General features: G+C 44.8%; 17 protein-coding genes and 2 tRNA genes. 8 read left to right on the top strand and 11 right to left on the bottom strand.

Going from position 1 to position 18671, the window contains the following annotated elements; genetic code table 11:
- Positions 1-86 precede the first annotated feature (86 nt).
- Positions 87-1619: a glycerol-3-phosphate dehydrogenase gene (gene glpD / locus ACE3T3_RS00530; protein ID WP_374663052.1), complete on the bottom strand. Its 1533-nt coding sequence runs from the start codon at positions 1617-1619 to the stop codon at positions 87-89.
- A gap of 373 nt (positions 1620-1992) precedes the next feature.
- Between glpD and ACE3T3_RS00535 the strand changes: the two genes are divergently transcribed.
- The 3 genes from ACE3T3_RS00535 (at position 1993) to ACE3T3_RS00545 (ending at position 5478) form a co-directional block, all read left to right on the top strand.
- On the top strand, positions 1993-3300 hold the full coding sequence (locus ACE3T3_RS00535) for an MFS transporter (RefSeq protein ID WP_374663053.1): 1308 nt from the start codon (positions 1993-1995) through the stop codon (positions 3298-3300).
- Between the two features lie 232 nt (positions 3301-3532).
- A complete protein-coding gene (locus ACE3T3_RS00540; RefSeq protein WP_374663231.1) occupies positions 3533-4885 on the top strand; it encodes an MFS transporter in 1353 nt (450 codons plus the stop codon).
- 161 nt (positions 4886-5046) lie between these two features.
- Positions 5047-5478, top strand: coding sequence for a hypothetical protein (locus tag ACE3T3_RS00545; protein ID WP_374663054.1), 432 nt, complete (start codon positions 5047-5049; stop codon positions 5476-5478).
- Between the two features lie 79 nt (positions 5479-5557).
- Here the strand turns inward: ACE3T3_RS00545 and ACE3T3_RS00550 are convergent, their stop codons facing one another.
- Both ACE3T3_RS00550 and folD read right to left on the bottom strand, forming a co-directional pair.
- Complete coding sequence (locus ACE3T3_RS00550; RefSeq protein ID WP_374663055.1) at positions 5558-6226, bottom strand: methyltransferase; 669 nt, start codon at positions 6224-6226, stop codon at positions 5558-5560.
- Between the two features lie 226 nt (positions 6227-6452).
- Entirely contained in the window at positions 6453-7301 is an 849-nt protein-coding gene (gene folD / locus ACE3T3_RS00555) for a bifunctional methylenetetrahydrofolate dehydrogenase/methenyltetrahydrofolate cyclohydrolase FolD (protein ID WP_374663056.1), read from the bottom strand.
- A 152-nt stretch (positions 7302-7453) separates the two neighbouring features.
- On the opposite strand from folD, the gene ACE3T3_RS00560 reads away from it, so the two are divergent.
- A tRNA-Cys gene (locus tag ACE3T3_RS00560) sits at positions 7454-7527 on the top strand.
- A gap of 10 nt (positions 7528-7537) precedes the next feature.
- Positions 7538-7623: transfer RNA gene (locus ACE3T3_RS00565), tRNA-Leu, on the top strand.
- A gap of 177 nt (positions 7624-7800) precedes the next feature.
- Here the strand turns inward: ACE3T3_RS00565 and ACE3T3_RS00570 are convergent.
- Both ACE3T3_RS00570 and ACE3T3_RS00575 read right to left on the bottom strand, forming a co-directional pair.
- Complete coding sequence (locus ACE3T3_RS00570) at positions 7801-8730, bottom strand: helix-turn-helix transcriptional regulator (RefSeq protein WP_374663057.1); 930 nt, start codon at positions 8728-8730, stop codon at positions 7801-7803.
- Between the two features lie 634 nt (positions 8731-9364).
- On the bottom strand, positions 9365-10360 hold the full coding sequence (locus ACE3T3_RS00575; protein WP_374663058.1) for an NAD(P)H-quinone oxidoreductase: 996 nt from the start codon (positions 10358-10360) through the stop codon (positions 9365-9367).
- Between the two features lie 131 nt (positions 10361-10491).
- Between ACE3T3_RS00575 and ACE3T3_RS00580 the strand changes: the two genes are divergently transcribed.
- Positions 10492-10839: a thioredoxin family protein gene (locus ACE3T3_RS00580; RefSeq protein ID WP_374663059.1), complete on the top strand. Its 348-nt coding sequence runs from the start codon at positions 10492-10494 to the stop codon at positions 10837-10839.
- 6 nt (positions 10840-10845) lie between these two features.
- Here ACE3T3_RS00580 and ACE3T3_RS00585 read toward each other — a convergent pair whose 3' ends face one another.
- Genes ACE3T3_RS00585 through ACE3T3_RS00595 form a run of 3 tightly spaced genes read right to left on the bottom strand, consistent with a single transcriptional unit; the run spans position 10846 to position 11956 of the window.
- Positions 10846-11109 (bottom strand): DUF2798 domain-containing protein, encoded by a 264-nt coding sequence (locus ACE3T3_RS00585; RefSeq protein ID WP_374663060.1) that lies wholly within the window; start codon positions 11107-11109, stop codon positions 10846-10848.
- Entirely contained in the window at positions 11099-11437 is a 339-nt protein-coding gene (locus ACE3T3_RS00590; RefSeq protein WP_374663061.1) for a DUF3861 domain-containing protein, read from the bottom strand. The genes ACE3T3_RS00585 and ACE3T3_RS00590 overlap by 11 nt, the downstream gene beginning before the upstream one ends.
- A gap of 9 nt (positions 11438-11446) precedes the next feature.
- Entirely contained in the window at positions 11447-11956 is a 510-nt protein-coding gene (locus ACE3T3_RS00595; RefSeq protein ID WP_374663062.1) for a PadR family transcriptional regulator, read from the bottom strand.
- A 199-nt stretch (positions 11957-12155) separates the two neighbouring features.
- Between ACE3T3_RS00595 and ACE3T3_RS00600 the strand changes: the two genes are divergently transcribed.
- On the top strand, positions 12156-14549 hold the full coding sequence (locus ACE3T3_RS00600; protein WP_374663063.1) for a glycerophosphodiester phosphodiesterase family protein: 2394 nt from the start codon (positions 12156-12158) through the stop codon (positions 14547-14549).
- Between the two features lie 144 nt (positions 14550-14693).
- Here the strand turns inward: ACE3T3_RS00600 and ACE3T3_RS00605 are convergent, their stop codons facing one another.
- The 3 genes from ACE3T3_RS00605 to cysD all read right to left on the bottom strand — a co-directional run bounded on the left by ACE3T3_RS00605 (position 14694) and on the right by cysD (position 17803).
- Positions 14694-14966: a hypothetical protein gene (locus ACE3T3_RS00605; protein ID WP_374663064.1), complete on the bottom strand. Its 273-nt coding sequence runs from the start codon at positions 14964-14966 to the stop codon at positions 14694-14696.
- 151 nt (positions 14967-15117) lie between these two features.
- Positions 15118-16731, bottom strand: coding sequence for a sulfate adenylyltransferase subunit CysN (cysN, locus tag ACE3T3_RS00610; RefSeq protein WP_374663065.1), 1614 nt, complete (start codon positions 16729-16731; stop codon positions 15118-15120).
- A gap of 157 nt (positions 16732-16888) precedes the next feature.
- Positions 16889-17803: a sulfate adenylyltransferase subunit CysD gene (gene cysD / locus ACE3T3_RS00615; RefSeq protein ID WP_374663066.1), complete on the bottom strand. Its 915-nt coding sequence runs from the start codon at positions 17801-17803 to the stop codon at positions 16889-16891.
- Between the two features lie 322 nt (positions 17804-18125).
- Here cysD and ACE3T3_RS00620 point away from each other — a divergent pair, with 322 nt between their 5' ends.
- On the top strand, positions 18126-18671 hold the full coding sequence (locus tag ACE3T3_RS00620; protein WP_374663067.1) for a hypothetical protein: 546 nt from the start codon (positions 18126-18128) through the stop codon (positions 18669-18671).

The following is an 18671-nucleotide window of genomic DNA, read 5'->3' on the forward strand; positions in this document are numbered from 1 at the left end:
CTTCATCAGCATCAATTTTATAAGCACTGCTTAAACAAAGACGGCAAAACACAGCTGCGCCATGATTCAAATCAGATCCAGAGCAGCTACGCCACATCTTGCTGCAGCCTGCGCTGATGCAAGGCCTGCAAATACTGTTCCAGCTGCAGCGCTTCATCCGCAGTGAATTCCAAATACAGCTTGCTGCGCCGTCTCAAAATATCTTCTGCACAAATAGCCCATTCCTGCTCGACCAGATAATCCACTTCCTGCGCATATAAGCCATGGCCTAAATCCTGCCCCAGCTCATGAATTGAAGCGGCCTGTTTCAGCATTGCCCATGCTCGGGTGCCATATGCATGCGCCCAGCGCGCGGCCAGCTCATCCGGCACAGTGCTGACTTTCTCCTGTATTTGAGCAATCAGTTCAGCCGCAGTATTGAAATTTTCTGCACCAGGCAAGGCTGCCGCCGCTGTCCACGGTTTCGCCATATCTGGGAAAAAAGCCTTCAAATGCTCCAGCGCCGACTCGGCCAGCTTACGGTAAGTCGTCAGCTTCCCGCCAAATACCGACAGCAGCGGTGCTTCATCTGCACGTTCATGGCTGAGCGCCAACGTATAGTCCCGGGTGACTGCCGATGGATTATCCGACTCATCATCACATAAAGGCCTCACCCCTGAAAAACTGCTGATAATGTCCTCGGCGGTCAGCTGTGTTCTAAAATGATCATTCGACACATCCAGCAGATAGGCAATTTCTTCCGCTGTAATCTCAAGCGTATTAGGATCTCCTAAATACTCTTTATCAGTGGTGCCAATCAAAGTGTATTTGCCTAAGTACGGAATAGCGAAAACAATGCGCTGATCATCATTTTGCAGAATATAGGCTTTATCGCCCGCATGCAGCCTATTCACAATAATATGGCTGCCTTGAATCAAGCGGATGCCGTAAGGCGATTTGAGCTGCAAGTCCTGCTGGATAAACTGCGCCACCCAAGGCCCTGCAGCATTGACCAGCACTTTGGCCTGAATGCTGTAACGGCCCTGCTCATTTTCCAGCTCAATCTGCCAATGCGGCTGCCCACCATCCGAACACCGTGCTGCACCGATGCAGCGTGTCCGGCTCACGACTTTTGCCCCCAGTTCACGCGCCTGCATGGCATTCAGCACCACCAGCCGCGCATCATCTACCGCACAGTCTGAATATTCGAAACCGCGCGTTATATCGGCCTTTAAAGGACTGTTTAAGGGCTGAAAATCCACTGGATTTGAACCCGCCAGTGTTTCCCGTTTTCCCAGATGATCATAAAAAAACAAACCGGTGCGGATCAGCCAGGCCGGCCGTAAATGCGGCTGGTGCGGCATAATAAAACGCATAGGATGAATAATATGCGGCGCTTTCTTCAGCAGCACCTCGCGTTCCGCCAAAGCTTCGCGCACGAGGCGGAATTCTTTATGTTCCAGATAACGCAGCCCGCCATGAATCAGCTTGGAACTGGCAGAGGATGTATGCGAAGCCAGATCATCTTTTTCACACAAGAATACTGAAAGCCCCCGGCCTGCCGCATCGGCGGCAATGCCCGCACCATTGATGCCGCCGCCAATCACTGCAATATCATAGAGAGTGTGATGTTCATTCATAGAGTTCTCCTGCAGCCGGCTTTTTATAAAGTTTGGTTTTTACAGCACGCGGCGTTTATGGCATATCGTTTTTATTGCACACAATTCGTTATTTAATACAGCTCGTTATTTCATCATATTAAACATCTTATTTTTCAGCATCTCTCCGTGCTGCTGTGCTTATCCTTGAACCTTAAACATAGCAAAAAGAAAGGCCGAGCAATATGATTTTTTAACAATCCGCATCGAATTTTGGATAAAAGCCATTTCAAACGAAGATGATGACATCTGATGCATACAGTACATTTAACATACAGAATGTTTATTTTGTTTACATTTCATTCAATCCGGAAGCATAAGATAAAAAAACAGAATAAAAAAATGGATTTTCATCATGACTGAAGACACGGCGCTGCAGCCGAACTTAGACACCAGAACACGCATAAAATCCATTCTTGGCGGCTCCGCAGGCAATTTAGTGGAATGGTATGACTGGTATGTTTACGCCGCCTTTACCCTCTATTTCGCTCATGCCTTTTTTCCCAAAGGCAGCCAGACTGCGCAGCTGCTGCAAGCGGCGGCCATTTTTGCTGTCGGCTTTCTCATGCGCCCCATCGGCGCATGGATTATGGGCATTTACTCGGATAAAAAAGGCCGGAAATCCGGCTTAACCTTGTCCGTCACCTTGATGTGCGTCGGGTCACTGCTGATCGCCATTTCTCCCACCCATGACCAGATCGGCATCTTTTCACCGATTATCCTGGTGGTTGCGCGGCTGATTCAGGGCCTCAGCGTCGGCGGCGAATATGGCGCCAGCGCAACCTATCTCAGTGAAATGGCTGACCGCAATCGGCGCGGCTTCTTTTCCAGCTTCCAATATGTGACGCTCATTGCTGGCCAGCTGACCGCACTGTGCGTTCTGCTGATTCTGCAATGGCTGCTGACGGAAGAACAGCTGCATGACTGGGGCTGGCGCATCCCCTTCTTTATTGGTGCCTGCTTAGCCATTGTGGTATTCCGCATCCGGCGCGGGCTTTTGGAAACGCAATCCTTTAAAAATGCGCAAAATGATAAAACCCAGCCCGAATCCGGCCTGCTGGCTTTATTTAAGCATTATCCCAAAGAAGCGTTTACCGTATTGTTTTTAACTGCAGGCGGTACTTTGGCTTTTTATACATACACCACGTATCTGCAGAAATTTTTGGTCAATACCTCTGGATTCAGCAAGCCCGCCGCCACACAGATCACCACGCTGGCCCTGTTCATCTTTATGTGCCTGCAGCCAGCAGCCGGCGCGCTGTCAGATAAAATTGGCCGCAAGCCGATCATGATCTCATTCGGTGTGCTGGGCGTGCTCTTCACTTATGTGCTGTTCGATGCCTTAGCACAGACGCAAGACTACTGGACGGCCTTTTGGCTCTGCTTGGCCGGCCTAATTATTGTCACCGGCTATACTTCAATCAATGCGGTGGTCAAGGCCGAAATGTTCCCCGCTCATATCCGCGCCTTGGGGGTTGCGCTGCCTTATGCGCTGGCCAATACGATTTTTGGCGGGACAGCAGAATTTTTCGCCTTAAGCTTTAAAGAAGCAGGCCATGAATCATGGTTCTTTGTCTATGTCACCATCATGATTTTCATTTCATTGCTGGTATACATCTTCATGAAAGACACCAAGCATTATTCAAAAATCACCGAACACTGATTTTTTATGCATACTTTAACGATATAGAAAAAACCTCTCAATCGAGAGGTTTTTCATAAAAACCGGTCATTTAAACATCAAAAACTGCATTAAAAGCTCAATGCGCAAACAATCCTAAGACTAAAGTCTCATGATTTTACAGGTCGGCAGGCGTATAAATGTAACAAATATATTCCTCCTCCCATTCCAACAAAATATATGTATTTAAGTTTTATTCAGAACTTAAATGGATATGTTTTGCCTGATTCATTCCACGGAGAATGATGTGTCAAACACTCCCGCTCAAGCCGCGCCAGAGCAGCTTGATAGAAAAACTCGTGTCAAATCTATCCTAGGCGGTTCTGCCGGCAACCTTGTCGAATGGTACGACTGGTATGTCTATGCCGCATTTACCCTCTATTTTGCACCGCAATTCTTCCCCGACGGCGACAGTACCGTAAAACTGCTGCAGGCCGCTGCTGTTTTTGCCTTGGGCTTCTTAATGCGTCCAATTGGCGCCTGGGTCATGGGCATCTACGCAGACCGCAAAGGCCGTAAAGCCGGTTTAACGGTTTCGGTTTCATTGATGTGCGCCGGCTCCCTGATGATTGCCTGTGCGCCAACCTATGATTCTGTCGGCATGCTGGCACCTGCCATTCTGCTGCTCGCGCGCTTGATTCAAGGCTTGAGTGTCGGCGGTGAATACGGTTCAAGCGCAACCTACTTGACCGAAATGGCCGGTAAAGACCACCGCGGCTTCTTTTCCAGCTTCCAATATGTAACATTGATTTCAGGCCAGCTCTTAGCGCTTTGCGTGCTGATCATTTTACAGCGCAATTTAGATGAAACTGCGCTGAGTGAATGGGGCTGGCGCATTCCGTTCTTTATCGGCGCATTGCTGGCCATTGTGGTGTTCTGGATTCGCCGCGGCTTAGTTGAAACTCAGTCTTCTAAAGAGGCACAAGAACAAGCCAAAAACGGCGGCCCAAAATCTGGCGCGCTGGCTTTATTCACCAAGTATCCGAAACAGGCATTTACTGTCATTATGCTGACAGCCGGCGGTACCTTGGCTTTCAACACCTTTACCACCTATTTGCAAAAGTATTTAGTCAACACCTCCGGTTTTGAAAAAACCACCGCAACTGAAATCACTACAGCAGCCATTTTTATCTTCATGCTGATTCAGCCAGCTGTGGGCGCTTTGTCGGATAAGATTGGCCGTAAACCGATCATGATCGCATTCGGCGTGCTGGGCGTGCTGTTTACCGTGCCTATCTTCAATGCCTTAGGCAACACGACAGATGCCATGACCGCTTTCTTCCTTTGCATGAGCGCGATGGTGATTGTCACTGGCTATACTGCAATTAACGCCGTGGTCAAAGCAGAACTGTTCCCGCCGCATATCCGCGCTTTAGGTGTTGCCCTGCCTTATGCAATTGCCAATACGGTCTTTGGCGGCACAGCCGAACTGGTTGCGCTGAGCTTTAAAAATGCAGGCCATGAGAATTACTTCTTCTACTACATTACCCTCATGATTGGCTTGTCGCTGATTACCTATGTCTTTATGCGCGACACCAAAAAACACAGCATGATTACCGATAATTAATCTCTCCTGCTGTATAAAAAAGGCCAGCCGTTCTCTGCAACAGCTGGCCTTTTTTTCATGCAGTTCGACACATTGCATTGTTGAAATTTCAAGCAAATTTATCATCGAGAAAAATATGCGCTTATGGCATACTCTGCATATAACAACATAGGCAGATGCGCATGAACACTTTACATAAACTTTTAGCTTTGGGTATAACGGCCATCACATTAACTGCTTGCCAAAGCGCGCCGAGTGCGTATAACGGCCAGTCCGGCTATCAAATTGAAAACAAATCTGCCAATTCTGCAACATTGGTATATACATTGGCTGGACGTCAAAATCAGCAGCTGGATGAAAAAAAACTGCAGCGCGCATGCCAAAAGGTTATGGGCAACAATCAAACATTTAAGCTGACAATTTTAAGCGTCAATGAAATTGCCAACCCAGCGTCTATGCAAAATGAACAGTTCGGCCGTCAAATCGGCAATAGCCGTACAAGTATCGGCCTATCCAACACGCCTGACTTGCATAACTCAGACAACTTAGGCGCTCAGCAAGCGCTGGATGCCCGTCCGGCAACTCTACGCGTTGTCCGCTACACTTGCTCTTAATGGTATTTTCGTTTCATATCAACGAAACATAAGACAAAAAAATAAGACGCAATAAGCGTCTTATTTTTTCATCCAATGTTTAAAGCGTTTTATAGAAACTGACATTTCTAAACTCTGGCGATTCATCGAGATCTGGCCACGTGGTTGCGCTACGCTCATCCAGTTTTTCATATTTGGGATGACTGAAATTTTTCACCCGGCTGTCCGCCACCCACACTTCGGGCGCGAACTTCAAAAATTCATCTAAGAAAAATCGGTTGCATTGATCATACAGCACATCAGCAGCCAGCAAGATATCAACCTGCTCTGCCTTGTATAAATCATCCAAATATTCCAATTCAACCTGATTCAGCTCTGCATTGGCGCGGCAAGCATCGAGACTGACTTGATCGATGTCACAGCAAATCACCCGTTTTGCTCCGGCCATTTTCGCTGCAATCGCCACCACACCAGAACCTGCGCCGAAATCCAGCACCACTTTATCTTTCACATGATGCGGTTCTGCCAATAGCCACTGCGCCATTGCCAGACCTGACGCCCAGCAGAAGATCCAATATGGCGTATCATTCCAAATACGGCGAATGACCTCATCATCCAGTTTATCGGTTGGAAAAACCGGCGGAATCAACCAGAGGGAAATCGGTGTTTCAGGCAATTGCTGTGCATGCAATTCACAATTTGGAATCACATCATGCAGGGCTTGAATTAAATGTTCTGGGGCTTTGGGGAATTGAAAAGTACAGCTCATTGGATTTTTATTCAAATATATAAGTTATTAGTTTTAATCATAGATATTAATCAGTAATGAAAATCCCCTCTCCTTTCTTAAAGGAGAGGGTTAGGGAGAGGATTATATTTAGAACCCTCATCCCCTTGCGGAGCATGCTCCTCATCCCAAAGGGAGAAGGAGTATCCATTAATTTCACAATGAAGTCTCCCTCTCCTTTTAGGAGAGGGTTAGGGAGAGGTTTTTATTAACCCAAAGCTTTTTCAGCAGCTTCAACCGTTTGACGAATCAAAGTTGTAATGGTCATTGGACCTACACCACCCGGTACAGGCGTATAAGCGGAAGCCACTTCTTCAATACCAACGAGCTGAATATCGCCTACACCGCCGCCATCACGTGGGTGGAAACCTGCATCAACAACTACAGCGCCTTGCTTGATCCAGTCTTTTTGAATCAATTCAGCTTTACCTACAGCACCGACAATAATGTCAGCTTGTTTGACAAAGCTCGCCAAATCTTGAGTACGTGAATGGCAGATGGTTACCGTTGCATTGGCTTCAAGCAACATCGCCGCCATTGGTTTACCCAAAATCGCAGAACGGCCAACAACCACGGCATGCTTACCTGCAATTTCAATGTTGTTTTCTTTCAGAATCGTCATGATGCCTGCAGGCGTTGCAGAACCATACGCTGCTTCGCCCATCGCCATACGGCCATAACCTAAGCAAGTCACACCATCTACGTCTTTTGCCAATGAAATGGCATCGAAACATGCGCGTTCATCAATTTGCGCAGGTACTGGGTGCTGCAGCAAAATACCGTGTACATCGGGGTTGGCATTAAGTTTTTCAATTTCAGCCAGCAATTGTTCAGTTGTGGTTTCTTTTGGAAGCTCAACTTTGAGTGAATCCATACCCACACGGCGACAAGCATTGCCTTTCATACGTACATAAGTTGCAGATGCACCATCGTCACCGACCAAAATAGTCGCTAGAATTGGGGTACGACCTGATTTTGCTTTTAACGCTTCTACGCGAGTTAACAAGTCAGCTTCAATTTGTTTTGCCAATGCACGACCATCTAAAACTAATGCCACGGCACATCTCCAAGTGATGATATGAATCAATTTTGCACATAATACATGAATATTTTAAATATTTTATCTTGTGTGCTGTTTTTATGCTCATACAGATGAATGTACTATTGTTTTTTTTTCAGAGCTTGCTAATATACGCATCAACAAGACGTGGCGGGGTGGCAGAGTGGTCATGCAGCGGACTGCAACTCCGTGTACGCCGGTTCGATTCCGACCTCCGCCTCCAATCTTGTTAAGCCCGAGTGGTGAAATCGGTAGACACAGGGGATTTAAAATCCCCCGCCCACAAAGCGTGCCAGTTCGAGTCTGGCCTCGGGCACCATTCTTCTGCTATTGAAGATGGTGCAATAAAGAACCCAGCGATCAGCTGGTTTTTTTATGCCTGAAATCCCCCCTGCATATCCGCAAGACCGCACTGAGCTCCAACCTTCATTCAATTGATTGGATATAAAAAAAGAGCATAATGCCCTTTTTCTATTCAGCTCCGGCAAATGCCCGCTTAGCCCGCAGCCTGATTTTGATATTCAGCGCTTGACGGCATGAGATAGCGCCGCAAATCCTGTTCTAATTTTTGCTGCAAATGCACCGGCTCTACAATTTTCAAATACGGAATCCAGTAACGCACCAAGGGCAGCAGCTGTTTTTCATGGCGAATGCAGCAGCGGATGGTCAGCGCTCCAGCAGCATCTTCCTGCAGAATGTCCTGCTCCGGTAAAAGTTTGCGCTGTTTAAAATAATAGGCAGCATCTGGATGCGCTGAAAAAATCACCTCCAGCTTGTCTCCGCCAAACCAAATTCCCTCTTCCTGTTCCAGCTGCGATAATACCGCGGGATCCGCAATAAAACGCTCGGATGCATATACATCTACAGAACCGATTTTGCTTAAACGGAAAGAGCGCAGCTCCCTTTGCTGCACCGCCGCTAAATACCAATTGCCTTCACAATGAATCAGCCGGTACGGGTCTACCATACGCAAGCGTCCATTATAAATAAAACTGATTTTTTTCTTGTGATGAATCGCATCAGCAAAGATCTGAAAATGTTCGGCGAATACACGTGAGTTTTCGTATGAATATCCCTTGGCGGAAAAAACCTGGCTTGCGCGCTCATCCAGCAGCGCGCCAAGAAAGGAAACATCCAAAGAAGGATACAGCTCAGCTACACCTGACAACTGCGCAAAGTTTTGAAGATCCTGCAGTTTAAAACGGCCCAGATAGAGTGCATCAAGTGAATACTTTTTTGTCGCGTGGTCTTGAATTAAAGGTAAATACGAATTCAGGCGGTCAAAATCTCTTTCAATCGTCCGTGTACTAACTTGAAATTCTTGCGCCAATTCTGCAACGGCTAAAGAGTGTCCTGCGTTTAATTTGGTTAAAATGTTGGCTAAACGCTCTGCAAGGCGTTCATGTGTTGAAGCAGTCTGCTTCATAATACCCTCGCTACACAAAATATACGCAAGCTTATTTAAAACAGCGAATCAAGTTATTTATTTAAAATAAATAATCAAAAAAATATTATATAAAAATATATTTTAATATACCCTTCAAAAATTATTATCACCGCAAGGCCTAATAATGTCTAGGCCAAAACAGACAAATCGGTCTACTCCGTTATTAGCAAATAGTCGTACGGTTATTCACTGAGGCTCTTTTCCCAGTTAAACGCTCTTTATAGCGTTCTAAGTGAATAAGGGCTTTATACATGTTATGAAGCTCAGCTGGATTAACGCGTTTGCATATAACCGCTTTATGCAAATGCTGTAAAGCTCGGAAACCATGTGCATGCGTATAAGCTGTAGATAGTATCTTCATGGCAAAATCCTCTGTATTGCAACACTCTCACTCAAAACCAATCTTATTCGTTGGTTTTATATTTAATTGCAATTTACACAATACTTTTGACAGGTTGTGTCGAACATTCGGCATTTTTTTTAACATTTGGAAAAATAATTTAATATTTTTATAATTTTAATTTGAATTAGTTCACACTTTTATACCAAAAGAAAAGCCAGTTCAAAAACTGGCTTTTTCATCTATTTATATTTTGAATGTGTGATATTTCATTCACGAAATAATATTCACCACAACTTTACCAATATGCTCACCCGTGTCCATACACGCATGCGCGTCTTGGATTTGGTCAAAGTTAAAGGTCTTATAAATCATCGGCAAGCATTCACCTTTCGCCCACAATGGCGCAACCTGCTCTTGCAGACCTTTGGCAATTTCGGCTTTTTCAGCAGTATTGCGTGCACGCATGGTTGAGCCGGTAATGGTCAAGCGCTTCATCATAATCTGACCGAGTTTTACCTCTTTGGCTTTCGCCCCACCTAAGAACGCGATATAAACCAAACGGCCGTCACGGCACAGCAAGTTGAGGTTTTTTTCCAAATACGGCGCACCAACCATATCTAGCACGACATCCACACCGCCATTGTCGGTTGCTTCATTAATGACTTGTTCGAAGTCTTGTGTTTTGTAGTTAATCGCTGTTGTTAAGTCTGAAATAGCTTGTACTTTTTCATCAGAACCGACTGTTGCAAAGGATTTTAAGCCCAATGATTTGCACAGCATCAGCGCTGTGGTGCCAATACCACTTGCACCGCCATGCACTAAAACAGTCTCACCTGCTTTGGCATGCGCCATTTGGAACACATTCGCCCATACCGTAAAGAAAGTTTCCGGAATCGCAGCCGCTTGGGTAAAGCTCACACCCTCTGGAATGCGAATGGTTTGGCTTTCAGGCACCACGCAATATTCTGCATAACCGCCGCCATTGGTGAGACCACAAACTTGCTCCCCCACTTTAAATAGTGTTACATCAGCACCGACTGCAACCACTTCACCCGCAACTTCAAGTCCCGGTACAGGCGTTACCCCTTTAGGCATTGGGTATAAGCCTTGACGCTGTAGAATATCTGGGCGGTTGATGCCAAACGCATGGACTTTGACCAAGACTTCATCCGCTTTCGGCTCAGGAACTGCCACCGATTCATAAGCCAGTTTTTCAACACCGCCCGGCTCAGTGATAATGACCTGTTGCATGGTTTCCTTTGACATGAGGTTTCCTTTTCAATAATTGACTATTCTTCTATCTCGGCACTATTTGAACACAGAAATGCCGCAGAATGAATAAGCATGAACTTATGTATAATTAAGGCACTATTCAGCAAATTCATCATAGGCACAGCATGTCTCAGCTCATTGAATACAATGAAAATAACCACAGTGACTATGAATGGTTTGATGGTTTTGCCGTAATCCGTTTTTATGCCGACTGGTGCGCGCCTTGTGTGCAAAACTTTCCTGTCTTTGAACAATGCGCACTGCGCATGTCAGCACAGCATGAAAATATTAAATTCGGCAAAGTGAATGTCGATCAATCGCCCATTCTAACTTTGCGCTATAACGTTTACGGCCTGCCCTCAACCTTGATTTTTTATCAAGGGCAAATTATCAAACGCATTGCAGGCGTCAAAACTTTGGCAGAGCTTCAAGTGATAATTGAACACGCTATTCACGAGCACTCGGCTCACTGATTCCGTTTATTTTGAAGATGGCTCTTGCGGCAGGTACACAAATTTCATGAGAAATTTACGCACCAAAGGCAGGACGATCAAAATCAATGGAAAGGCCATTAGCCATGACAGGCTCCATGCATGCAGCCAAATGCTAAAAAATCCATCAACTAAACCTTTATTCAACAGCAGGTTAAAACAGGAAATTGAACCACTCATAATGCCTGAAAGCATCAGCGGCATCAGCCAAGTCAAATGTTTAGGATGAATTTTAGGAAGATTATTGCTCATGGTGTACCTGCGTTGAAGTTTGCTCTAACTGCTGCGTTTTAATAGTCTGTTTAAGGCTTTTCATAAATTGCACAAACTGCGGCAAGAAGTCTTTAAACACAGGAAGGTCTTTATTTTCCAGCAAAGTTTCGCCAAACAATTTCAGTCCAACGGCAAAGGCTTTGGTCTTTTCATCGTCGAGCAGATTCGCTTGATTTAAGTGCTCTAACACCTGAAATAAATCATCATGGTTATAGGCATTAAACTGCAAAACTTCGCTATAGGCAGATGGATTACCCTGTGCATCGGCAATGTGTTTTACCGTCACGGCATATTGATGCTGTTTCATGCGCTGCTCCTATAAACGGCTGATTTCTACAGCGGCGTGATCAATTTTGTCAGCAATCTCGCGCACGTGTTCTGGACTGAGTTCACTGTGCTGAATTTTAAGCCGCAATGATGCTTTCAAGTTTTCCATTGCCCGTTTAATATCGAGGTACTGTTCATTGTTTTGGATTTGTTTTCGGGTATCAAAACGGCACAGAATTTTTTCAACCGTGGCCTGTTCATCCTGTAGATGCTGAATGCCCGCTGGCGTGATGCAATATTGTTTACGCTCTTCCGCATTCAGTTCAGCGCAAATATAGTGCTGTTCTTCAAGATAGTTCAGCGTTGGGTAGATGGTGCCTGTACTTGGGCTGTAACCGCCGCCGACCACTGCGCCTACATCTTTAATAATGTCATAGCTGAATTTTGGCGCTTGGGAGATCAAATGTAGCACCAGCAGTTTCATATGCCCTGCTTCAAACAAGCGTTTACGCGGCTTGGCAGCGCTTTCAATATCTGCAATGAGATCTGATTTTGGCATAGCAAAGATGCATCATAAGATTAATTAAGATGTATCTTACAATGTTTTTCAGATAAGTAAAAATATTTTTATTAAATTTTTGTGAATTCATAAATGATTAATATGTAATTAAATTTTAGATATATTACAAATCAACAGAATTGTCACGTTTAACTCTTAAGTTTGAGTCGCTTTCTAAAATCAAACTTGAGATCCAATAATGATTAAACTGACTTCATTAAGCTTAGCCATCTTACTGGCGCTGAATTTAACCGCTTGCGGCGATAATGATAATAATGAACCGCCTGCAGCGCCTGAGCCGCCAACAACCCCTTCCCCAGAACCTGAAGAGCCTGAAGAAGAAGTTCCTGTTCCTAAAGTTTATTTAGATGAAAACTTTGATCAGATGGCTGCGCTTCCTGCTGCATGGACGGCTTTGCGCTCCAACGCAGGAACTGTAGAAGTAAAAGATGGCAGCCTGCTGATTGATGGCCGTGCCAACGACACTCAAATGACCACCTTGATGCTATCTCCTGAATATCAAAAACTCAGAAACTATCGAATAGACGTGGAGTTCAACTACTTAGAGCGAAATAATGGCGGCCGTTGGGGCAGCATCATTTACCGCGCTGCGGACAGCTATGCTGAGCCTGCATTTACCCCTTATTACCAATTTGCAATTCGTGCTGATGCAACAGGGGCAAGCGGTTTAGAACTTGCGCTGCGCCAGCCAACCAATGCTTGGAATGTCCTGCATAAGTCTGCTTATAAAGAAAATATGGATATCAACACGCCGCATAAAGCCACGGTCATCGTTTATGGCCAACGCGTGCGCCATTATATTGATGACAATTTAGTGCTGGATACCACACTGCCTTACAACCTAGACCAAGGCGCAGTCGGCTTATCTACTGCTGGCTTATTAATGAAAGTGGATTCAATCAAGATTACCGAACAGCTTGATCCACTGCCTGAATCCAACCGCGTCACAGATATTATTGATCAAAACCTGCCTGTTTCGATGGCACCAACGCTGGCTCAGCCTGCGCCAATTGCTGGCAGCGCATCTGCCGCGGCAACGCACATTGCCTATCAGCTCGATGAACAATTAAATCTGCTGAATGCTGAACAGAAAAAAGTCATGCATTTACGTGATTATCTGAATGATGCAGCGCGCCGCACGCTTCCGCTGCTCAGCATTAAAAATGAACAAAGCATTGAAAAACTGAAAGTGTTGAGCGAAAGCTATGACCTATCAGATATCACCTTGCTTTCAGATCAGCCAGAACTTTTGCGCAAAGCGCGAATCGCTATTCCAACGCTTCGAACAGCGCTCGATTATTCCAAACAAACTGGATTAACCAATTCACGTAAAGATATTGTCACCATTGCGCACAATACCAACTTATCGCTTTCTAAAATTGTGATTTTGCCAAAGCATTTGGTGCAAACTGATGTGGTCGCACATTTACAGCGTTTGCTGATTTCGCCTTGGGCCAATATGGATACGAATAGCACTTTAAGCGCTGCCGAAGTGCTAAGTACTGGTGTAAACGGCATTTATACGTCACAGCCAGAGACTGTCCAATCGATTATGAAATTGATGGCGCCGAATACCCTGTTGCGCAAGCCATTGATTACTGGGCATCGCGGCATTCCTGCGCTTGAAGATGAAAATACCTTAGAAGGCGCATTAAAAGCCATTGAAGTGGGTGCCGATGCCATCGAGTACGATGTGTATCTCTCAAAAGATAATCACGTGGTCATCATGCACGATGCAACCACCACGCGCACCACAGGTGTTGCAGGCCAAATTGAAGACATGACGCTTGCAGAAATTCAAAACTTGCGCACCATTCCCAATGGACGCAAAATTCCAACAATGGATCAAGTTTTGGCTGCTGTGAAAAAACACCCAAACGTGACCCATTTCATTGAAATCAAAAGTTCAAAACCAGAAATTGTGCCAAAAATTAAAGCGCTGCTGGATAAATATGATGCTTATGACCAAGCCATTGTCATCAGTTTTCTTGGCGATCAAATCCTGCATATGAAGAATGAATTGCCTGGCGTATCCACTGGATTTTTAACCAGCACACCGACAGCGCAAAGCAACATTGTCAACACACGCCGTATTTTAGATGCAACGCAAAAATATTCCTCGACCTTTAATCCGTCTTTTTCAGGGTTAAATAAAGAGTTGATGTCTATGGCGAGCCAGCGCGGCGTGACTTTCTGGCCGTGGACCTTCCGTATGAACAAAGATGATTTTAACCGCATGTATGTTCAAGGCACGCATGGCTTAACCACAGATTATGCGCATGATTCATCAAATCTGGTGGTAAAGCTGAATACAGCAAGTCAACTCACAGCCACTGTAGGTAAGCCTGTAGAAATCAATGCGGAAATCCAAACTCAAATTGGAGCAAAATCGAATTACATCGTTAAAAATATGCTGGTTCTGCCAAATTCGGCTAAATACACGCAAAATGGCCAAGGGCTGACATTTACCGAAAAAGGCACAGCTTATGTCATGCCAAGCTACCAATATACGATGGCACCAAATTACACTTATACAATTTACGCAAAACCCGTCACTGTAACTATTCAATAGGTTTCAAGTCTGTAATTTAGCTTTATTGAATCACTTTTTAAAGCCGATATATAGAAACCCACTGCAAAGCGGGTTTCTTTCAGGGATCAATCGCAATGATCAAACATGCCGTTTAGATTGTATAAATAGCATGAATGCAAAAGATTAACCGCGCCCCTTATATTCCTTCACCATACGATCGCTCACATCTTCAGGATAGCAAAGCGGCGCGTATCCGCCGGCACGATTGTAAGCGCTGCGCTTTCCGCATCGGCTGCCATTTCTCGCAGTATTATATGGGCAAGGGCAATTTCCCAGATAGCTCTCAATCGACTGCTGAATAATTTTCTGTTTAATGGCTTCTGTGCTTTGACTGCTCTGCTTTGCCTCCGCACCACATGCAAAACATAACCCCATTAAAAATAATAACTTTTTCATAAACACCCCTCTTTCAAAGGCATTGTATAAAAAAGAAAATATAATGAAATATCACATATTTGTTGATTGTGTTATTTTTAAACAATCAGGCTTCAAGCAATAAAAAAACCCGCTTCTCAGCGGGTCTTTTTTTTAAAATCAGCTCAATCTATTATAGACGAACCAATTCAACAATTTTTTCGGCCACTTCTTCAACTGTGTCGACTGCATAAGTTACATCTGTACCGTCAGCAACATCAGTAATCACCACTACACCTGTTTGGCGAAGCAAAGCAACTTGGGCAGCATCTAGGCCAGCTTTTGCAATCGCAACCACACCTTGCTGAATCAGCAAGCTTTCAATCGCTTGCGCATTTTCAAGAACTTTAGCAGTGACTGTTACCGCAGCAGGTTTTTGACCCAAACGTGCAGCACGCTTTTCAGCAGTTACCGGCTCATCGTGTGCAGTCCATTCCACCGCAGCTTCAACCATGCCCGCACCGACAGTGACGTTGCTTAAACGGTCAATAAAGATGAATGAACCTGTGTAGCGGCTGTCGTGATAACGATCAAAAACCACAGGCGCATCAAACTCAATGGTCACATCCGCAATCGCGTTCAAATCAAGCTGTTCAACTTCCATTTTTTCCAATGTGTTGACATTGGTACGGAAGTTAATCTTCTCAACTTTGGCCGGAATAGTTTGCGTACCAAACTTCACGTTATACAATTTACCAAGTACAAGTGGCTGATCGTTCATCCAAACCACAGATGCACGTGCAGAACGTGAAATCAGTGGCTGCTCGCCTGCTTTCACCAACACGTTGCCGCGTGAAATATCAATTTCATCATTCAGCGTCAACGTCACCGCTTGGCCTGCAACAGCGTGATCAAGGTTGCCGTCAAAAGTGACGATTTCTTTTACTGTTGAAGACTTGCCCGATGGTAAGGCAGTAATCGTATCGCCGACTTTTACTGCGCCAAGCGCAACCGTACCGCAGAAACCGCGGAAATCGAGGTTTGGACGGTTCACATATTGCACAGGGAAACGGAATTCGTGCTTGCTGGTATCCTGTGAAATTTCAACAGTTTCCAAAGTCTCCATTAAAGTTTGACCTTGGTACCACGGCGTATTTGGCGATTTATTCACCACATTGTCGCCATTCAATGCAGAAATTGGCGTGAAAATAATATTTTCAGGTTTACGCTCACCCAATTGGTTCACGAACTCATTATATTCCGCTTGAATTTCATTGAAGCGTGCTTCAGAAAATTCCACCAAGTCCATTTTGTTAATCGCAACCACAATATTGCGAATACCCAAAAGACCAGCAATAAATGAGTGACGGCGAGTTTGAGTTTGCACGCCATAACGCGCATCAATCAAGATGATTGCAAGGTCCGCAGTCGATGCACCTGTTGCCATGTTGCGTGTGTACTGTTCGTGTCCTGGTGTATCCGCAATGATGAACTTACGTTTTTCAGTTGAGAAATAACGGTAAGCCACATCAATGGTAATCCCCTGCTCACGTTCCGCTTGCAGGCCATCCACCAATAACGCCAAATCAGGTGCATCGCCCGTAGTGCCAACTTTTTTCGAGTCGCGCGTTACCGCTTGCAATTGATCTTCATAAATCAATTTTGAATCGTAAAGCAAACGGCCAATTAAGGTTGATTTACCGTCATCCACGTTACCGCAAGTCAGAAAACGCAATAAGTCTTTATTTTCGTGCTGTTTTAAATACGCCAAGATGTCTTGGCTAATTAAATCTGATTGATGAGACATTGCTCAAAGCTCCACATATTCTTTAGAAATCGGTTTCTTAAATCTTTAAATCCACCTAAATCCTCCTTTAAATAAAGGAGGACTTTTCTCCGTTCTTTTTCGGGAGTTCCCCCTCTTTCATAAAGAGGGGGTTAGGGGGAGATTCATCTAAAAATATTTAGAAGTAACCTTCCTGCTTTTTCTTTTCCATCGAACCTGCTTCATCATGGTCGATCATACGGCCTTGACGTTCAGATGTGGTTGCTAAAAGCATCTCTTGGATAATTTCCGGCAAGGTCGTTGCAGTTGATTCAACCGCACCCGTTAATGGGTAACAGCCTAAAGTACGGAAACGTACCGATTTCATTTGTGGCACTTCACCTTCGTTCAAACGCATTCGCTCGTCATCTACCATGATCAGCGTACCGCTACGCTCAACCACTGGACGCTCAGCCGCCAAGTACAAAGGCACCAATTTAATATTTTCAAGGTAGATGTATTGCCAAATATCCAGCTCAGTCCAGTTAGACAATGGGAACACACGAATACTTTCACCTTTATTGACTTTACCGTTGTAAAGGTTCCAAAGTTCAGGACGCTGGTTTTTCGGGTCCCAGCGGTGCTTGCTGTCACGGAATGAATACACACGCTCTTTGGCACGGGATTTTTCTTCATCGCGGCGCGCGCCGCCAAAAGCAGCATCGAACTGGTATTTATCCAGCGCTTGCTTTAAGCCTTGGGTTTTCATGATGTCGGTATATTTTGAACTGCCATAATCAAATGGGTTCACGCCGGCATCTTTGCCTTCTTTATTTTGATGCACGATCAACTCAAAGCCATGTTCTTTTGCCATGTTGTCACGGAAAGTGATCATGTCTTTAAACTTCCAGCCTGTGTCGACATGCAGCAGCGGGAATGGCAGTTTGGCAGGATAGAATGCTTTTAAAGCGAGATGCAGCATCACTGCAGAATCTTTACCGATGGAATACAGCATCACTGGGTTTTCAAACTCAGCGGCAACTTCACGGATGATATGAATACTCTCAGCTTCTAGCTGTTTAAGATGAGTAAGTCTTTCCTCATTTAACGACATGGACAACACCAGCTTAGAAAAACGTGTACGTATGACACTTTTGAAAATTTATATTTATTATAGAGATTTAGTTATCCCAACTATTGCTTGTTTTATTATATTGATATGCAAATTCGTCATATAGAAGTTTGCTGATAATGCTTATCTGCTTTAATGAAGCAATTCAATTTGCATGATCAGCCGTGCTGATTATACTGCTATTTTTGGCCAAAAGATAAAAAGAGCTGACGATTACTTGATAGTTAAAAACTCTAAACAGCCCCTACATTCAGCAGCCGAATCCGCTTAAAGTATCTTCAGTCCTTATTGCCGCGATCCGATTATGCCTTACAGCCATTTTGATATTGATGCCCTCAAATCCCATCTGGAGCAAGCCAAACTTGCCGGCTTTATTTATATGCATAACCGCAATATGCTGACGCTGCAGGAAGCGCTGAATGAAGACGGCTCGGCCTTGGATAATTTTGCGCAGCATGAGCTGACTGCGGATCAAATTGGCCTGCAGTTCGGGCTTAGACTTTCGGATGATAACGAATGGCAATTTATGATTGGACTGACCCACAGCAATCAAGACCGCAGCTATGAAATTGGCGCAGGCAATTTAAAAGGCGATCAGCGCGCATTCAATCTGCTGTATGCTTTTTATAATTATCCTAAAGGCTTTTATACGGCCAGCATGCCTTTGGTGTCAAATGCGCAGCAGCTGCAAGATGCCATTCAACAGCAGCTGTTTAACCAGCCTGCATTAAGCTTTTTGGACAATGCGATCAAAACCAACCCGATGGGCCAGCAAGTGCAATGGATGAAGTCTTTCATCATTCAGGCGGCGCTGAACATGAAAGTGCGCATTCAAACCGCCTTGCTTTAA

The organism is Acinetobacter sp., assembly GCF_041919735.1.
Lineage (GTDB): Bacteria > Pseudomonadota > Gammaproteobacteria > Pseudomonadales > Moraxellaceae > Acinetobacter.